The 15,993-nt window shown below is 75.0% G+C and carries 12 protein-coding genes and 1 pseudogene; 6 read left to right on the top strand and 7 right to left on the bottom strand.

Translation table 11 applies throughout. The annotated features are described in order from the left end of the window. Window positions 1-216 precede the first annotated feature (216 nt). A pseudogene (locus HFV08_RS17560) lies at window positions 217-813 on the bottom strand (DNA polymerase ligase N-terminal domain-containing protein); the annotation flags it as partial. A gap of 147 nt (window positions 814-960) precedes the next feature. Beyond that, window positions 961-1,905: a class A beta-lactamase gene (gene bla / locus HFV08_RS17565; RefSeq protein ID WP_168540581.1), complete on the bottom strand. Its 945-nt coding sequence runs from the start codon at window positions 1,903-1,905 to the stop codon at window positions 961-963. Window positions 1,906-2,149: 244 nt separating this feature from the next. On the opposite strand from bla, the gene yaaA reads away from it, so the two are divergent. The 3 genes from yaaA to HFV08_RS17580 all read left to right on the top strand — a co-directional run bounded on the left by yaaA (window position 2,150) and on the right by HFV08_RS17580 (window position 4,794). Then, window positions 2,150-2,956, top strand: coding sequence for a peroxide stress protein YaaA (yaaA, locus tag HFV08_RS17570; RefSeq protein WP_168540582.1), 807 nt, complete (start codon window positions 2,150-2,152; stop codon window positions 2,954-2,956). A gap of 290 nt (window positions 2,957-3,246) precedes the next feature. Beyond that, the gene (locus tag HFV08_RS17575) at window positions 3,247-3,996 is read left to right on the top strand and encodes a hypothetical protein (RefSeq protein ID WP_040254057.1); all 750 of its coding nucleotides are present in this window, start codon (window positions 3,247-3,249) and stop codon (window positions 3,994-3,996) included. 27 nt (window positions 3,997-4,023) lie between these two features. Further along, window positions 4,024-4,794, top strand: a complete 771-nt coding sequence (locus HFV08_RS17580) for a hypothetical protein (RefSeq protein WP_168540583.1) — start codon at window positions 4,024-4,026, stop codon at window positions 4,792-4,794. A 70-nt stretch (window positions 4,795-4,864) separates the two neighbouring features. Here the strand turns inward: HFV08_RS17580 and HFV08_RS17585 are convergent, their stop codons facing one another. The 3 genes from HFV08_RS17585 to HFV08_RS17595 are packed head-to-tail and all read right to left on the bottom strand — an operon-like array spanning window position 4,865 to window position 7,834. Then, a complete protein-coding gene (locus HFV08_RS17585) occupies window positions 4,865-6,169 on the bottom strand; it encodes a bifunctional RNase H/acid phosphatase (RefSeq protein WP_168540584.1) in 1,305 nt (434 codons plus the stop codon). 43 nt (window positions 6,170-6,212) lie between these two features. Next, entirely contained in the window at window positions 6,213-6,956 is a 744-nt protein-coding gene (locus tag HFV08_RS17590; protein ID WP_210430458.1) for a zinc ribbon domain-containing protein, read from the bottom strand. Then, the gene (locus tag HFV08_RS17595; protein ID WP_168540587.1) at window positions 6,953-7,834 is read right to left on the bottom strand and encodes a Nif3-like dinuclear metal center hexameric protein; all 882 of its coding nucleotides are present in this window, start codon (window positions 7,832-7,834) and stop codon (window positions 6,953-6,955) included. The genes HFV08_RS17590 and HFV08_RS17595 overlap by 4 nt, the downstream gene beginning before the upstream one ends. Before the next feature lie 359 nt (window positions 7,835-8,193). Between HFV08_RS17595 and HFV08_RS17600 the strand changes: the two genes are divergently transcribed. After that, the gene (locus HFV08_RS17600; RefSeq protein ID WP_246341830.1) at window positions 8,194-8,553 is read left to right on the top strand and encodes an SCO0607 family lipoprotein; all 360 of its coding nucleotides are present in this window, start codon (window positions 8,194-8,196) and stop codon (window positions 8,551-8,553) included. Window positions 8,554-8,874: 321 nt separating this feature from the next. Then, window positions 8,875-10,620, top strand: coding sequence for an alpha/beta hydrolase (locus HFV08_RS17605; protein WP_312885670.1), 1,746 nt, complete (start codon window positions 8,875-8,877; stop codon window positions 10,618-10,620). A 160-nt stretch (window positions 10,621-10,780) separates the two neighbouring features. Here HFV08_RS17605 and HFV08_RS17610 read toward each other — a convergent pair whose 3' ends face one another. After that, window positions 10,781-12,034 (bottom strand): PucR family transcriptional regulator, encoded by a 1,254-nt coding sequence (locus HFV08_RS17610; protein ID WP_168540591.1) that lies wholly within the window; start codon window positions 12,032-12,034, stop codon window positions 10,781-10,783. 163 nt (window positions 12,035-12,197) lie between these two features. Then, window positions 12,198-13,679 carry an MFS transporter gene (locus HFV08_RS17615; RefSeq protein ID WP_168540593.1) on the bottom strand — a complete coding sequence of 494 codons (1,482 nt, stop codon included), beginning with the start codon at window positions 13,677-13,679 and terminating at the stop codon, window positions 12,198-12,200. Between the two features lie 281 nt (window positions 13,680-13,960). Between HFV08_RS17615 and HFV08_RS17620 the strand changes: the two genes are divergently transcribed. Further along, on the top strand, window positions 13,961-15,709 hold the full coding sequence (locus HFV08_RS17620; RefSeq protein ID WP_168540595.1) for a fatty acyl-AMP ligase: 1,749 nt from the start codon (window positions 13,961-13,963) through the stop codon (window positions 15,707-15,709). The last annotated feature ends 284 nt before the right edge of the window (window positions 15,710-15,993 follow it).

A 15,993-nucleotide genomic window follows, 5' to 3' on the forward strand; every position in this document is an offset into this window, starting at 1 on the left:
ATCCCCGCCACCCGTGCGGTCGCCGCCGCTCTCGCGGTCCCTGCCGCTTCCGCTTCGGCCTGCGCTGCTCTTGCGGTCCCTGCCGCTTCCGCGGTCTCCGCCGCTCCTGCGGTCCCCGCCGCCCGTACGGCCTCCCTCACCTTCCGTGAGGTCTCCCCCACCCCCCGTACGGTCCTCGCCGACCGTCTCCCAGGTGTCCGCCGGGCGCTCCGGGGTCGACTCGGCGGCCACCTGGCGCAGGGTGCGGCCGGTGCGGGCGGAGCGGGCCCGTTGCGGGTCGGGGGCGTCGTGGCCGTCGGCGCGGGCGTCCTTCTTCTTCACCAGGAGCCAGGACTCGCGGTCGCCGGAGTCCGGGCCGCCGCGGAAGCGGGTGAGCGCGTAGCCGCCGTGCAGCTTGGAACCGTGCAGCCGGAAGGTGGCGTGCCCGTGGTCCAGGGCCTCGGCGAAGGTCCGGCCCTTGTCGTCGGTGCTGCCCGCCAGCGGTTCGTAGGTGCCCTCGTCCCAGACGATCACGGTCCCGGCGCCGTACTCGCCCCGGGCGATCACCCCCTCGAACTCCCGGTACTCCATCGGATGGTCCTCGGTGGGCATGGCCAGGCGCTTGTCGTGGATGTCCGCGGAGGGGCCCTTGGGCACGGCCCAGGAGCGCAGGACCCCGTCGACCTCCAGGCGGAAGTCGAAGTGCATGGCCCTGGCGTCGTGGATCTGCACCGCGAAGACCGGCCTCCCACCGGGTCCCGCGCCCTCGTGGGTGTCGGCGCCGCGCGGCTCCCGGGTGCGCCGGAAGTGCCGCTTCTCGCGGTACGTGGCCAGCTTGCCGCCCTGCGCCCCGTCGCCGCCGGTGCCGGTTGCTCGGTTCTCGCTCACGTCCGCCGCCTCCCGCCGGGCCCTGCCGCCTCCTGCCTCCACTGTCACGCGCCTCGGCGGCGCCCGCACGGCACGCGGGCCGCACGCGGGGTGTCAGGTGAGCACCGTCACCGCGTACGCGGTCGCCTCGGCGAGGAGTTCCTCCTGGTGGGCGGCGTCCTCGGCGGGCTTGCTCGACATGAGGGCGAGGAGGAGCGGGGCGGACTTCGGGGGGTACAGGACGGCGATGTCGTTGAGGGTGCCGTAGTCGCCGGTGCCGGTCTTGTCGGCGACGGTCCAGCCGCGCGGGACGCCGGCCCGGATGCGGCGGGCGCCGGTGGTGTTGCGCTCCAGGAGGTCGCGGAGGAAGGCGCGCTTGGCGGTGGGCAGGGCGCCGCCGAGCAGGATCTTGCGGTAGCTGGTGCCGAAGGCGCGGGGCGAGCTGGTGTCGCGGGGGTCGCCGGGGGTGGCCTCGGTGATCGCGGGTTCGGTCCGGTCCATGCGGGTGACCCGGTCGCCGAGGCCGCGCGCGTACGCGGTCAGCTCCGCCGGGCCGCCGAGGTCGCGCAGGAGCAGATTGCCCGCCGTGCCGTCGCTGAACCGTACGGCTGCGTCGCAGAGTTGACGGATCGTCATGCCGGAGTCGAGATGGCGGGCGGTGACCGGGGCGTGCTTCATCAGGTCGTCCTCGGTGTACCGCACGAGGGTGTCCAGATGCGAGAGCGGGTTCCGGTCCAGGACCGCGGCGGCCGCCAGCGCCTTGAAGGCCGAGCAGAAGGCGAACCTCTCGTCCGGGCGGTGGGCGATCGTGGCGCCGGTGCCCGTGTCGAGCGCGTACAGACCGAGCCGGGCGCCGAACTTCCGCTCCAGGGCCATGAGTCGGACGCGTTGCTTGTGCTGCCGCTCCTCTCCGGGACTTCCGGAAGAGGGGGAGGAAGGGGAGGGGGCGGACGAGGCGGGGGCGCTCTCCTCGGCGCATCCGGCCAGGGGGGCCAGGGGCAGGAGCGCGGCGGCGCCGAGGAAGGCGCGGCGGCCGAGCGCCGGGGGCGAGGACGTCATGGGCTCCCCTCCACGGGTGGGCACCCGGCCCACCTCGATGAACACGGGTGAACTGCGAAGGTACCAAGCCCGGTTGAGCCGGACGCCCCTGACGAGGCCGGATCGGCGGTTCCCCCGCTCCCCCGCCCCCGGCCCTTGCGGGAGCGAAGCGGGCTGCCGGGGCGCGGGGCGGGCGTCGTCCGGGCGGTGCCGGGCCGCGTACCCTGGGGGCCGCTCGTCCGCTGTCCTCCCGGGAGATCCGATCGTGCTCGTGCTGCTGCCGCCCTCCGAAGGAAAGGCCTCCTCCGGGCGGGGTGCCCCGCTGAAGCTGGAGTCGCTGTCCCTGCCGGGGCTGACGGCCGCGCGGGAGGCGGTGCTCGCGGAGCTGGTCGAGCTGTGCGCGGCGGACGAGGAGCGGGCCCGCCGGGTGCTCGGCCTCAGCGAGGGCCTGCGCGGGGAGGTCGCGAAGAACGTCGAGCTGCGCACCGCCGGGGCGCGCCCGGCCGGGCAGATCTACACGGGTGTCCTCTACGACGCCCTGGACCTGCCGAGCCTGGACGCGGCGGCGAAGCGGCGGGCCGCGCGTTCGCTGCTGGTCTTCTCGGGGCTGTGGGGCGCGGTGCGCACCGGCGACCGGATCCCCTCGTACCGGTGCTCCATGGACGTCAAGCTGCCCCGGCTCGGGGCGCTGGGCGCGCACTGGCGGCCCGCGCTGGCCGAGGCGGTCCCGGAGGCGGCGGGCGGCGGGCTCCTGCTCGACCTGCGCTCCTCCTCCTACGCCGCCGCCTGGAAGCCGCAGGGGGAGCTGGCCGCGCGTACCGCGACGGTGCGGGTGCTGCACGCGCAGATCGACCCGGCCACCGGGGCTCAGAAGCGCTCGGTGGTCAGCCACTTCAACAAGGCGACCAAGGGGCGCCTGGTACGCGATCTGCTCGGCGCGGGCGCCGCCCCGAAGAACCCCGCGGCCCTCGTGGCGGTGCTGCGGGACCTGGGCCATGTGGTCGAGGCACGGGAACCGGCGCGGGCCGGGCAGCCCTGGGCGCTGGACGTCGTGGTGACGCAGATCCACTGAAGCAGGGGTCCACCGGAGCAGGGGATCACCGGAGCAGGAGATTCACCGGAGCGGGGGATCCCCCCCCCAAGCAGGGGACGCGCCTCCCACTTCTCGTTCCTTTCCTCCAACTCCCTTTCCTTTAGGGGTGGTTGACACCCCAATCGCCCTCTCGCCGGGGCAACTCCGAGCCGCCACAATGCCGTACACGCACGGGGCGGGCGGGCCGAGAGCCCGTACTCCCGCACGGTTCCACGCCCGAAAGCGCACGGACGGTGAGAGCAACCACGGCGAGTGGAGAAGGAGTTCTCGTGAGACTTCCGCCAAGAGGGCGCGCGCGGCGCCGCGCCTCGTGGATCGGCTTCGGCTGGGCGGCCGTCGCCCTGGCGGTCGCGGGCATCGTCGCGCCCGCCGCCGGGGCCTCGCACCACAACACCGATCCCACCCAGACGCACGTACGGAACATGCACTACGCCTCGCCCGGGGCGGACGCGCCGGGTTCGCTGGACGAGCAGTACTGCGGTGAGGTGACGGGGAGTTCGTATCTGACGCACGCGCAGGCGACCTCCTTCCTGCGGGACACCCTGGTGAACCAGTCGGACGAGAAGATCTGGGACGGCACCGGCGACTACCGCATCGACCTCTGGCTGGCGCCCAACTCCTGCTCCTCGTACCCGCAGCCGGAGCGCAACAGCATCGAGATCGAGTACCACTACGCGGCCGACTGGAGCAGCGTCTGCGGCGGGAGCTACGGCTACTACAACTGCGCGCAGAGCCAGAACCCGCTCTACAACGCCGACTACGGCCACACCGACTACCAGTGGAAGGTGATCCGCCTGGTGGACTCCTCGGGCGGCCAACTCAACGAGAAGGGCCGGGCGTTCATCAACCACGAGACCGGCCATGCCTGGGGCCTGCTCGACCCGCGCTTCGAGGGCGACTGCCACACCCCGAGCATCATGCACGGTGTGCGCACCGGCTACGGCTGCGAGAACTGGCCCAACTGGTGGCCCAGCAGCTACGACTTCGCCTCGGTCGTCGAGTCCATGAACGGCGGCTGAGCCGTCGCGAGGAGCGCAGCGGAGGGGATGACCACCATGACGCGCACCACCGCGGAGGAGGGAACCACCATGAGAGGCAAGCGACTTCGGGCCGTCACCGCGGCCGGGCCCCGCAGACGGGCACTGCTCCATCTGACCGCGATGGCCGGGGTACTCGGCCTCGCCGCCGGGTTCCTCGCCCAGGGCGCCAGCCCGGCACACGCCGAACTCACCCCGGAGAACGGCCTGTTGGTGAGCACCCGGGAGGACTTCCGGCTCTGCGTGGACACCACCGGGGCCCGGGCCGCCGCCGGTTCGGCCCGCGGCGAGCTGGCCGCCTCGGTGGCCCGGGTGCAGCAACACCCCGACTGGCAGGCGGCGTTCGGCGCTCCCACCACGGCCAGGGCGGCGGTCGCGGACTCCTGCCCCGAGGCCCGGCTGCCCGGCCGCCTGGACCGGACCTCGGTGGTCGGCCCCGGGGTGACCGAGGAGCCGAGCAAGTACCGGACCTGGGTGCATGTGCTGGACGCGGACACCGCCGACCGGCTGCTGGGCCGGGGGGTCAACTCCCTCAACGTCTCGGCGGAGTTGATGCGGGTGAGCGAGCGGGAACTCGCCACCGTCTCCACGGCCGTCCTGGTGCGCGCCGGCCACCTGGACGACCCCGCCTTCCGCGACGGGGCCCTGACCGAGGGCATCGGCCTGCAACCGCGCGACGGGGCGAAGGACACCTCGGACCGGATCCCCTCCGTCAAGGGCACCTCCAAGGACGCCTCCAAGGGCACCTCGGAGAAGGCGGCGGCCCAGCCCGGCCGGTGAGCCGACCGCGTACGGTACGGCGGCCCGCCACCCTCCGGCGGGCCGCCCCTTCCGGCGGGCGTAGGCGCCCCTAGCCGCGCAGATGCCCCGTGTCGTTCAGGAGCCGCAGCGAGGCGTTGCCGTCCGCGTAGTAGGCGAGGGCGGAGAGCGAGGCGGCGGAGAGCTCCATCCGGAAGAGGGACTCGGCGGGCGCCCCGAGGGCGAGCCGGACCAGGGTCTTGATCGGGGTGACATGGCTGACCAGGAGGATGGTGCGCCCGGCGTGGGCGGCGAGCAGCCGCTGCCGGGCCGCCTCGACGCGCACGGCGACCGCCTCGAAGCTCTCGCCGCCGCCGGTCGGCTCGGCCCCGGGTGAGCCGAGCCAGGCGGCGAGGTCCTCGGGGTGGCGGGCCTGGACCTCGCCGAAGGTCAGGCCTTCCCAGGCGCCGAAGTCCGTTTCCCGCAGGCCCTCTTCGACCGTGACGGGCAGCCCGAACCGGTCGGCGGCCGCCTGCGCGGTCTCCCGGCAGCGGGCCAGCGGTGAGCTGACGACCGCCTGCACGGTGCCCCGGGCGGCGAGGGCTGCGGCGGCCCGCCGCGCCTGCTCCCGGCCCGCCGCCGACAGCGCGGGATCGCTGCCGCCGCTGCCGGAGAAGCGCTTCTGCGGGGTCAGCGCGGTCTCGCCGTGGCGCAGCAGGACGAAAGTGGTGGGGGTGCCGAGGTCGGCGGGGGCCCGGGAGCCCGCGGGGGCCGCGGACGTCGCCGCGGCGGCCGGGGCGGCGCTCATGGCCGGGGCGGCCCCCAGGTCCTCGGCGGGGCCGGTGGCGCCCCCGGCCAGGCTCTCGGCGGCGTTGCGGTCGGCGGCCTCGGCGGCATTGCGGTCCGCGCCCCCGGCCAGGTTCTCGGCGGCACTGTGGTCGGCGGCCCCGGACGGGGCGGGCCGGGCGTCGAGTGCGGCGGTGGAGTCGGCGGGCGACCACCGTTCGCCGCGCTTGCCCGCGTCCATGGCCTCGTTGGCGAGCCGGTCCGCGTGGGTGTTCCGGGCGCGCGGGATCCACTCGTAGGCGACCTGCCCGGGCGGGAAGACGGCGCGGGCCTCGGCGGCGAGCGGGCGCATACCGGGGTGCTTGATCTGCCAGCGGCCCGACATCTGCTCCACGACCAGCCGGGAGTCCATCCGCACCCGTACCGAGGCCTCGGGGTCGAGGCGGTGGGCCGCCCGCAGCCCGGCGATCAGGCCGCGGTACTCGGCGACGTTGTTCGTGGCCACGCCGAGGTACTCGGCTGCCTCGGCGAGGGTCTGCCCGGTCGCGGCGTCCAGGACGACCGCGCCGTAGCCCGCCGGGCCCGGGTTGCCCCGGGAGCCGCCGTCCGCCTCCACGATGAACTCGTTCATGTGCGCGTACCCGCCGTATCCCCCGGAGCCCGGAAACCGCGCCCTACAGTCCGGACTCGGAGGTGCGGACCAGGATCCGGCGGCAGTTCTCGCAGCGCAGCACGGCGTCCGGGGCCGCCTTGCGCACGTCGTTGATCTCGGTGATGTTGAGCTCCAGGCGGCAGCCCTCGCAGCGGCGCTGGAAGAGGCGGGCCGCGCCGATGCCGCCCTGCTGCTCGCGCAGCTTGTCGTAGAGCTTCAGCAGGTCGGCCGGGACCGAACCGGCGAGCCCGGCGCGCTCCTTGGTGACGCCCGCGGCCTCCTCGTCGAGCTCCCGCTGCGCGCTGTCCCGGCGGGCGACGGCGTCCCCGGCCTTGGCCTCCACGGAGGAGACCCGCCCGGTCAGCTCGGCGACGCGCTCCTGCACGCTCTCGCGGCGCTCCATCACCTCCAGGACGATGTCCTCCAGGTCGCCCTGCCGCTTGGCGAGGGAGGCGATCTCGCGCTGGAGGTTCTCCAGGTCCTTCGGGGAGGTGACCGCCCCGCTGTCCAGGCGCTGCTGGTCGCGGGTGGCGCGCTGGCGCACCTGGTCCACGTCCTGCTCCGCCTTGGTCTGCTCGCGGGCGGTGTCGCTCTCCTCGGTCTGCGCGGCGACGAGCAGGTCGCGCAGCTGGGCGAGGTCCTTGGTCAGCGACTCGATCTCGGCGTGCTCGGGCAGCGAGCGGCGCTTGTGGGCGAGCTGCTGGAGTCGTACGTCCAGGGCCTGGAGGTCGAGCAGGCGGATCTGGTCGGCGGGCGCTGCGTTCAGTTGGGGGCTCCTGCGGGGTCGGGGGCCGCCTCGTACGCGGCCCCGTGCGAGGCGGCGTGGGCGGTCCACGGGTCGGTGACCGTCTTCGAGACGTGGACGCGCAGTCCCCATCCGTTGCGGTCGGAGATCTCGTCGAGCTGGGCTGCGGCCAGCTCGCACCAGGGCCACTCGGTGGCCCAGTGCGCGGCGTCGAGCAGCGCGAGCGGTCGGTGGGCGTGGTCCGCCGCGAACTCCGACGCCGGGTGGTGGCGCAGGTCCGCGGTGAGGAAGGCGTCGACCCCGGCGGCGGCGACCGCCCCGAAGAGGCTGTCCCCGGAGCCGCCGCTGACGGCGACGGTACGGACCGGGGCCTCGGGGTCACCCGCGAGCCGGATGCCCTGCGCGGTGGCGGGCAGCCGCCGGGCGGCGAGCGCGGCGAACTCGCGCGCGCTCAGCGGGTGCGCGAGTTCGCAGACCCTGCCGAGACCGCGGCGGCCCTCGGGGTCGCCGGCGTCGGGCACCAGCGGGCGCAGCACGCGCAGATCGAGGGCTCCGGCGAGGGCGTCGGAGACCCCGGGGTCGGCGGTGTCGGCGTTGGTGTGGGCGACGTGCAGGGCGATGCCGTTCTTGATCAGCTGGTGGACCAGGCGGCCCTTGGCGGTGGTCGCCGCCACCGTGGTCGTCCCGCGCAGATACAGCGGGTGGTGGGTGACCAGGAGCTGCGCACCGGTCCTGACCGCCTCCTCGGCGATCTCGCCCACCGGGTCGACGGCGAAGAGCACGCGGTCCACCTCGGCGTCCGGATCACCGCAGACCGTACCGACCGCGTCCCAGCTCTCGGCCCGCTCGGGGGGCCACAGGGCGTCGAGGGCGGTGAGGACTTCAGACAGACGGGGCACGCGTCAAAGGCTACCTGCCGAGCGGAGTGCCTTCCCCCGGGCGGGCGGCCTGCCCCCGGGGCACCGGATCAGGAGCGGCCAGTACGGCTCAGAGCGGGGCGAAGGTACTCAGAATCGGCGGCTGCGGGATGAGTAGCGGAGCGGATGCCCGGGACGGCGGGCCCGGGAAGAGTGCGGGAGGCAGGCAGGCGGACGGACGGACAGGCCGACAGACGCATCCGGTGATTACCGAGACGCGTCCGGTGATTCCGCCGGACCAGAGGCGCGGGATGCCGGGCTGACGAAATACCGGGCTGCCGAGCCGCCGATTTGTCGAGTTGTCGAGTTTTTGAGTTGCAGAGATCTTGAGGAGACTGATCATGGGCACCCAGCAGACCCGTACCGGGCAGCGCACCGCGAGGGGACCGGCGCGGTTGCCGGCCGCCGCCCGCCTCGCCGCCCGGACCGCCGGGCTGGCCGCCGCCACCGCCCTGGCCGGGGCCGGACTTGCCGCCTGCTCGATCGAGGAGGCGTCCTGCGGGGGCGGCGAGTACCCCGTGCAGGCGGTCGGCAGCACCGGCAGCGCCTGCGCCGAGAAGGGCGAGAAGCCGCCGAAGGGCTATGTCCGCTACCCCGAGGGCAAGGTGCCGGAGAAGGTCGGGGACAAGTGGGACACCTACTGGAACACCCACATCATCGAGAAGGACGGCGGCGTCCGGAAGGCCCGCGAGGGCGAGTAGGCGGCAGCGCTCCGGGACGGGCGGGGGCGCGAGGCGCGAGGCGCGAGGGAACGGCCGCCGGTCCGGTACGGCACGGCGAGGGCGAACGGCCACCGGTCGGCTGCGAGTGCGGGACGTGGCGCGCCCCCGGCCAGGGCCGGGCGCCGTCCCGTAGGTGACGACCCCCAGGCGGATCCGGGGTACGCATCCGATCCGCGCGGGTTGCGTACCGGAGGCGTCTGCGGGTGCCGCTCCAGGGCTGCCTCCGGGCCCTCCCGGATGTCCCGCGCGGCGCGGGCGGATGGGATGGGAGGCCTTCAACAAGGCCTGGAGGCAAGCATCGTGACAGCCCATCAGCAAGACGCCGGGGAGCGGTACGCCCGGTGGCACCCGCGCGGCAGAGGCCCGCTGTTCGGCCGGGGCGCGGCGGCGGCCCTGGTGCTCGCCCTCGCCGGAACCGGGCTCGCCGTGGGCGCACCGGCGGAGGGGAGCGGCGCGGACACGGCCGGGGCGGGCACCGCCCAGCGCGCCGGGGCGGCGCACACCATCGACTGGCGGCCCTGCGACGGTGACGGCAAGAGCAAGGGCGGCGCCAGCAAGACCGGTCGGGGCGACGGTGACCCGGGCCAGGACGGGAGCGAGGACCGCAGCGGGGCCGGGAGCGAACCCGGCGCCGAGTGCGGGACCCTGCGCGTCCCGGTGGACTGGGCGGAGCCCGGCGGCGCCTCCTTCGACCTGCACCTGGCCCGGCGCACCGCGGGCTCCCCCGGGAAGCGGGCGGGCTCCCTGGTCTTCGGCCCCGGTGGACCCGGCGACTCGGGGGTGGAGCGGATCCGTACCGGGATGAGCCGCTTCAGCGAGACGCTGCGGGACCGCTTCGACGTGGTCAGCTTCGACCCGCGCGGGGTGGGGCGCAGCAATCCGGTGGTCTGCTCCGCGGAGCTCCTCGCCCGGCAGCCCTCGCCGCTGATCGGGAGCGAGGCCGCGTTCGCGGAGACGGTGCGCTACAACCGCGTCCTGCGCGAGGACTGCCGCCGCCGCACCGGCCCGCTCTTCGACCATGTGGACACGCTCAGCATGGTCAAGGACCTGGACGCGGTGCGGGCCGCGCTCGGGGAGCGGGCGCTGACCTTCCACGGCAGCTCGTACGGCACCCTGCTCGGCGAGCAGTACGCGGAGCGGTATCCGGGGCGGGTGCGGGCCATGGTCCTGGAGAGCGTGGTGGACCACAGCGCGGGCACCGGGGACTTCCTGCGCAGCCAGGCCGCCACGGTCCAGGACTCCTTCGAGGAGTTCGCGGCCTGGTGCGACCGTACGGAGAGCTGCGCGCTGCACGGCCGGGACGTACCGGAGGTCTGGGGCAGGCTGCTCGCCCGCGCCGAGGCCGGGAAGCTGCCCGACCCCGAGGACCCGGCGCGGGCGCTGTCCGCCTTCGAGGTGAGCGTGCTCGCGATGAAGCGGTTCTACGACCCGCAGTGGGCGGAGCTGGCGCAGACGCTGGCCGCTCTGGACGGGACCGGGGACGTGCGGCGGCAAGCGGACGGTCCGCCGCGAGCACAGACGGGCGAGGCACCGCGGGCGCGAGCGGACGAACGGCAGGAGAAGAGGAAAGGGAAGAGCAAGAGCAAGGGGAAGGGCGCGGCAGGGGCCGGCGTGGCGCCCAACCCCTTCGAGGTGTTCTGCCAGGACTGGGACCTGCCGGCCGCCGACTACCCCGCCTACGCCGCCCAGTTGCGCCGGGTGGCGGAGGTCGCGCCGGACATGCGGTACCCGCGTGCGCTGATGTCGGTCTCGGCCTGCCTGGGCGGTCCCTCGCCGGTCGCCAATCCGCAGCACCGGCTGCGGGTGCCGCCGGGTGCGCCGATCCTGCTCACCAACTCCCGCCACGATCCGGCCACCGGCTACGACTGGGCCGCCTCGGTGACCCGGCAGCTCGGCGGGCGCGGCGTACTCCTCGGCTACGAGGGCTGGGGCCACGGCACCTACACCAGCAGCCCCTGCGCCCGGCGGGCCGTCGACCGCTACCTCCTCACCCGCGAGACCCCGGCACCGGGGACCCGTTGCCCGGCGGTGGAACCCGCGGGGTGAGCGGCGCCGCCGGTGCTCCAACCGGCTGATGAGGGAAGGGAGTTGGCGAGCAGGGCCCAAGCGGTCTTCGCAACCCGAGCCCGACCGGTCTCAAGAACCCGAGCCCGACCGGTCTCAGGAACCCGACCCGGCCCGGAGGCGAACTCCCCGCCCCCGCCGCTCACTTCGGCGCGCTCCGCTCCCCCTCCGGCCGCAGACTCCTTGCCTGCAGGGCGAGTTGCATCTCGAACTGGACCTGGGGATCGTGCAGCCGGGGTCCGAAGACCTCGTCGAGCTGGCGGAGCCGGTAGCGGACGGTCTGCGGGTGGACGGCGAGGCGGGCGGCGACCTCGCTGGCGTTGTGGCCGCTCTGCAGCCAGCAGAGCAGGGTCTCGGCGAGCCGTTCGCGCTGCGGCGGGCGCACCTCCTCCAGGGGGGTGAGGTGGCGCGCGGACAGGGCGTCGATCAGGGACTCGTCGCGGAAGAGCAGCAGGGTCGCCAGATGGTCGGTGCAGCGGACGAGTCCGCCGTGCGGCAGGATGCCGCGCCGGGCGAGTTCGAGGGCGTCGACGGCCCAGCGCAGCGAGCGGGCGCCCTCGGCGAGCGGGACGGTGGGCCCGACCGCCGCGGTCATCCCCTGGAGGGCGGCGGCGATGGCCCGGGCGCGGCCGGGGCCCTCGGGGTCGGGGACGACGATGCGGCCGGGGAGTTCGTCGAAGCGGGCGAGGAACTCCCGCGGCACGATGGGCCGTACGGACTCCGGGGTGGCGGCGTGGTCGGTGACCACCACCGCGATCTCGCGCGGCAGTTGCCACTGGGCGGCGTGCGCGAGGTCGCCGATGGCCTCGGCGGCGACCGGCGGATCGGCGACCAGGAGGTCGATGAGACGGCTGCGGCGCAGCTGGAGTTCGCCCGCGGCGTGCAGCCGGGCCTCGGTGTATCCGGCGGTGGTGGCGGCGGCCATCTCGTCCAGGTGCAGCAGCAGGGCCTCGCCGAAGGCGGCGAGCACGGGCTGCGGCACCGAGTCGGCCTCGACGAGGGCGTTGACCCGCCGCCAGGTGACACGGGCGCCCAGGCGCAGCGCGGACTGGAAGGAGTCGAGGCTGCGCCCCTCCTCGGCCTCGCCCTTGCCGATGCGCTGGTAGGTGGCCTTCACGGACTCCCAGTCGGTGTCGGACTGGACGATCCGGGCGATGAAGCCCTGCAGCGCCGTCTCCACGCCCCGGTGCACGACATGCATATAGGTGTCGTTCATGGGGCGGGCGTACTCGGGGATCTCGGTCCTGATGGCCCGCACGATCTCCTCGGTGATGCCGGGCAGGTGCGGGCGCAGCAGTTCGTCGAGGCCGGAGGCCAGTACCCGGAAGGGGGTGGCGGCCGGTTGTGGCGCGCGCTGCGTCGGCACGGCGCGCGGGTGCGAACGGATCGGGCACATCGTCGCTCCCTCGGCTGGAGAAGGGGGTGCGGGACGGGTCACCGCGTCGGCCCCAGCCAAGTTACGGACAAGTAACACGCCTTCCTAGTCATCCGCCCACAGGACTGGCGGCGAGGACTGTGCGCCCGGCACAAGACAGCCCGGGGAGGAAAGGAACGAATACTCATCTACGGGACGTAGGGCGGGTGTTCGGACCGCCGCTCTTGTACGGAACGGAGGGTCGGGCCCCGGCGAGGACGCGGCGGGCGGGCCGCCGGTGCCGGCCCCGGCGGCGGAAGGCGAACCAGGTGACCACCGCGCCGAGCAGCACGCAGAGGGCGGCGATCCGCAGGCCCGCGTGGTAGCCGTCCAGGAAGGCGCGGTCGGGGTGGGTGCCCGCGCCGAGCGCGGCGCGTTCGCGGCGGGCGAGCACCGCGCCGACCAGGACGACGCCGAGGACCCCGGAGATCTCCCGGGCGGCGCTGAGCAGCCCGGAGGCCGTGCCGGTGTCGGATGCGGGGACCTGGGCCACCGCCCGTACGGTCATCGGGGTGGTGAGCGCCGAGCCCGCGCCGATCAGCAGCAGCCCGGGCTGGAGGTCCGCGTAGGAGGCGCCGAGCCCGGCGGTGGAGACGAGCAGGAGCCCGGCCGCGACCGCGGCGAGACCCAGCGCCATGGAGACATGCGCGCCGAGCGCGGCGGCGGCCCGTTCGGCGAAGGGGGTGGCGAGCAGCAGGGCGAGCGCCAGCGGCAGGAAGGCGAGCCCGGCGCCGGTGGGGGTGAAGCCGAGGACGCGCTGGAGGTAGAGCGCGGTGAAGAAGAAGACGCCGTTGACGCCGATGCCCCACAGGATCTGGGCGACGGCGCCCCCGCTCAGCGCCCGGTCGCGCAGCAGCCCCGGGGTGACCAGCGGGGCCGCGGCGCGGGATTCGGCGTATCCGAAGGCGAGGGTGAGGGCGGCGGCCAGACCGAGGCAGAGCGGGACGGGGGCGGCCCGGAAGCCGTGTTCGCCGCCCTCGACGAGTCCGTAGGTGAGCAGCAGCAGGGCGAGCGAGGAGAGCAGGGTGCCCGGCAGGTCGAGGCGGCCGCGCGGCGAGGGGGCCCGGCGCTCGCGCGGCGGCACCGCGGGGACCAGGAGCAGGGCGAGCACTCCGAAGGGGACGTTGAGCAGGAAGACCCAGGTCCAGTCCCCGTGCTGGGTGAGCAGTCCGCCGACCGCGGGCCCGGAGGCGAGCGCCAGGGCGAGGGCCGAGGTCCACAGCCCGATGGCGGTGGCCCGGCGCGCGGCGGGCAGGTCGGCGGCGACCACCGCGAGCGAGGCGGGGATCACCAGGGCGGCGCCCGCGCCCTGCACCGCGCGGGCGGCGATGAGCTGGGCGCCGCTGCCCGCGAGCGCCGCGGCGGCCGAGGAGAGGGTGAAGACGGTGAGGCCCGCGGCGAGCGCCCGCCGGCGGCCGAGCAGATCGGCGAGCCGCCCGCCGAGGAGCAGCAGGGCGCCGAAGCTGAGCACATAGCTGGTGGCCACCCACTCCAAGTCCGTGACGGACAGGCCCAGTTCGCGCTGGACGGTGGGCAGGGCCACATTGATGACGGTGTTGTCGAGGGTGGTGAGGAATCCGGCGACGGCGACCATCGCCAGCACCGCGAGCAGCCGGGCACGGCCCATCCGGGGGCCTCCTTTCCTTGCCGGGACGACTGGTCGGACAACTGGTCGGACAACTGGCCAGACGACTGGTCAGGGGGCGGATTCTCCGGGTGGCGGGGGTGCGGGGGCTGCTGTCCGGAGCGCCGATCGGCCCGGCCGCGGTTGTCAACGGCCTGATAAACGCGGCCCGTTGCTCTGTCAGCAGACCGTCTAACCCACCGGCCCGGGTACGCCGGAACCTGGTCGTCCCCCGTTCCGGGAGCCGTTGTCCGCGTACCGCGATCCCTCAGGCTGGAGCCGGCATGACGTCCGATTCGCCCCCCACGGGCCCGCTGCTCACCGATCACCTGCGGCACTGGGCCACCGCGCGTGCCCATCAACGCGCCTTCACCCACGTCGACTTCCCGGGCCCCACCGCCCCCGGCACGCACCGCAGCCTGAGCTGGCGCGCCCTGGACGAGCGCGCCCGGGCCGTCGCGGACGGGCTGCTCCGGGTGACCGCGCCGGGCGAACGCGCCGCCCTCGTCCTGCCCCAGGGACTCGACTACGTCAGCGCCTTCCTCGGCTGCCTCTACGCCGGGGTGATCGCGGTGCCGCTGTTCACGCCCGAACTGCCGGGCCACGAGGGGCGGTTGGCGAGCGTCCTGCGCGACTGCGAGCCCGCCTGCCTGCTCGTCACCTCGGCGGGCGGGCCGACGGTGGCGGCCTTCGCCGCCGAGCACGGGCTGCCCGAGGCGGCCCAGCTCCCGGTCGACGAACTCCTGACCCCCGGATCCGGTCAACTCCCCTCGCCCGCACCGGAGGACATCGCCTACCTCCAGTACACCTCGGGCTCCACCCGCACCCCCGCGGGCGTGATGATCAGCCACGCCAATGTGCTCGCCAACGCCCGCCAGGGCATCGCCGCCCTCACCCCGGCGGCCCTGCCGGTCACCACGGTCGGCTGGCTGCCGCTCTTCCACGACATGGGCCTGCTGCTCAGCGTCGCCGCCCCGGTGACCGGCGGCTTCCCCTCGGTCCTGATGGACCCGGTGGCCTTCCTGGAGGAGCCCGCCCGCTGGCTGCGCCTGCTCGGCGGCTACCCCGGCGCGATCAGCGCGGCGCCGAACTTCGCCTACGACTACTGCGTGGCCCGCACCGACGAGGACACCGTCGACGAGCTGCGCCTGGACCGGGTACGCGCCCTGCTGAACGGCAGCGAACCGGTCCGCGGCACCACCCTGGAGCGCTTCGCCGCGCACTTCGCCCCCGCGGGTCTCGCCCCGGAGGCGCTCTGCCCGGCCTACGGTCTCGCCGAGGCCACCGTCTTCGTCACCAGCGACTCCCCGGACCGGGCGCCGGTCACCGTGCACTGCTCGGCGGCGGCGCTCGCCGAGGGCCGCGTCGAGCCGGGCACCCCGGGCGAGGGCCGCACCGCCCTCCTGGTCTGCGGCCCGCCCGCCGGGCAGGAGATCCGCGTCGCGGACCCGGCGACCGGCGCCGTCCTCGGCCCCGGCGCGGTCGGCGAGATCCAGTTGCGCGGGCCCAATATCGGCCGGGGCTACTGGAAGAAGGGCCGGCTCAGCGCCGACTGCTTCGGGGTGCACGCCCCCGGCGAAGGGGCCGGGGAGGGCGGCTGGCTGCGCACCGGGGACCTCGGCGCCCTGCACGAGGGCCGCCTCCTGGTGACCGGACGCCTGAAGGACCTGATCATCGTGGACGGCCGCAACCACTATCCGCAGGACATCGAGGAGACCGTGCAGTCGGCTCTCGCGGTGGTGCGCCGCGACCGGCTCACCGCGGTCGGCGTGCCCGCCGGGGACGGCGCCGGCGAGGAACTGGTCGTGATCGCCGAGCACCGCAGAGGCCTCGCCCCCGGCCCCGCCGAGGCACACGAGGCCCTGGCGCTGGCCCGGGCGGCGGTCTCCGCCCGGCACGGGGTACGCCTCGCGGACCTGGTGCTCGTGGCGCCGGGCGCGGTCCCCCGCACCTCCAGCGGCAAGGTCGCACGCGCCGCCTCCCGCGCACGCCTGACCAGCGGCGGCTTCGCCGCGGTGGAGGCGGGGCGATGAGCGGGGCGGAGGGCGTGTCCGTTGGGGGAGCTGGGACGGGGCGGCCTGGCGCGGGGGTGCCTGCCGCAGGGCCGCGCGCCGTGGGGCTGCCCGCCGGGTGGGGTGCGGGGGCGCCGGAGGAATCGGGGCGGGCTGCGGGAGATTCGGGCCGGTCTCCGGAGGGATCGGGCCGGGCTGGTGGGCCGCCGGACTCCGGCCGGGCCGGTGGGCCGTCGGAGGACTCGGGCCGGGCTGCGGGCGTGCGCGGCGAGTCCGGGCGGAGGTCGGGACCACCGTCGGGACCA

This window comes from Streptomyces physcomitrii (assembly GCF_012273655.1).
Taxonomy (GTDB): domain Bacteria; phylum Actinomycetota; class Actinomycetes; order Streptomycetales; family Streptomycetaceae; genus Streptomyces; species Streptomyces physcomitrii.

Coding starts and splice junctions, on each gene's coding strand:
- HFV08_RS17620 (WP_168540595.1), top strand. CDS start 13,961: ATGACGTCCGATTCGCCCCCCACGGGCCCGCTGCTCACCGATCACCTG.
- HFV08_RS17585 (WP_168540584.1), bottom strand. CDS start 6,169: ATGAACGAGTTCATCGTGGAGGCGGACGGCGGCTCCCGGGGCAACCCG.
- HFV08_RS17615 (WP_168540593.1), bottom strand. CDS start 13,679: ATGGGCCGTGCCCGGCTGCTCGCGGTGCTGGCGATGGTCGCCGTCGCC.
- HFV08_RS17580 (WP_168540583.1), top strand. CDS start 4,024: ATGACCACCATGACGCGCACCACCGCGGAGGAGGGAACCACCATGAGA.
- bla (WP_168540581.1), bottom strand. CDS start 1,905: ATGACGTCCTCGCCCCCGGCGCTCGGCCGCCGCGCCTTCCTCGGCGCC.
- HFV08_RS17610 (WP_168540591.1), bottom strand. CDS start 12,034: ATGTGCCCGATCCGTTCGCACCCGCGCGCCGTGCCGACGCAGCGCGCG.
- HFV08_RS17600 (WP_246341830.1), top strand. CDS start 8,194: ATGGGCACCCAGCAGACCCGTACCGGGCAGCGCACCGCGAGGGGACCG.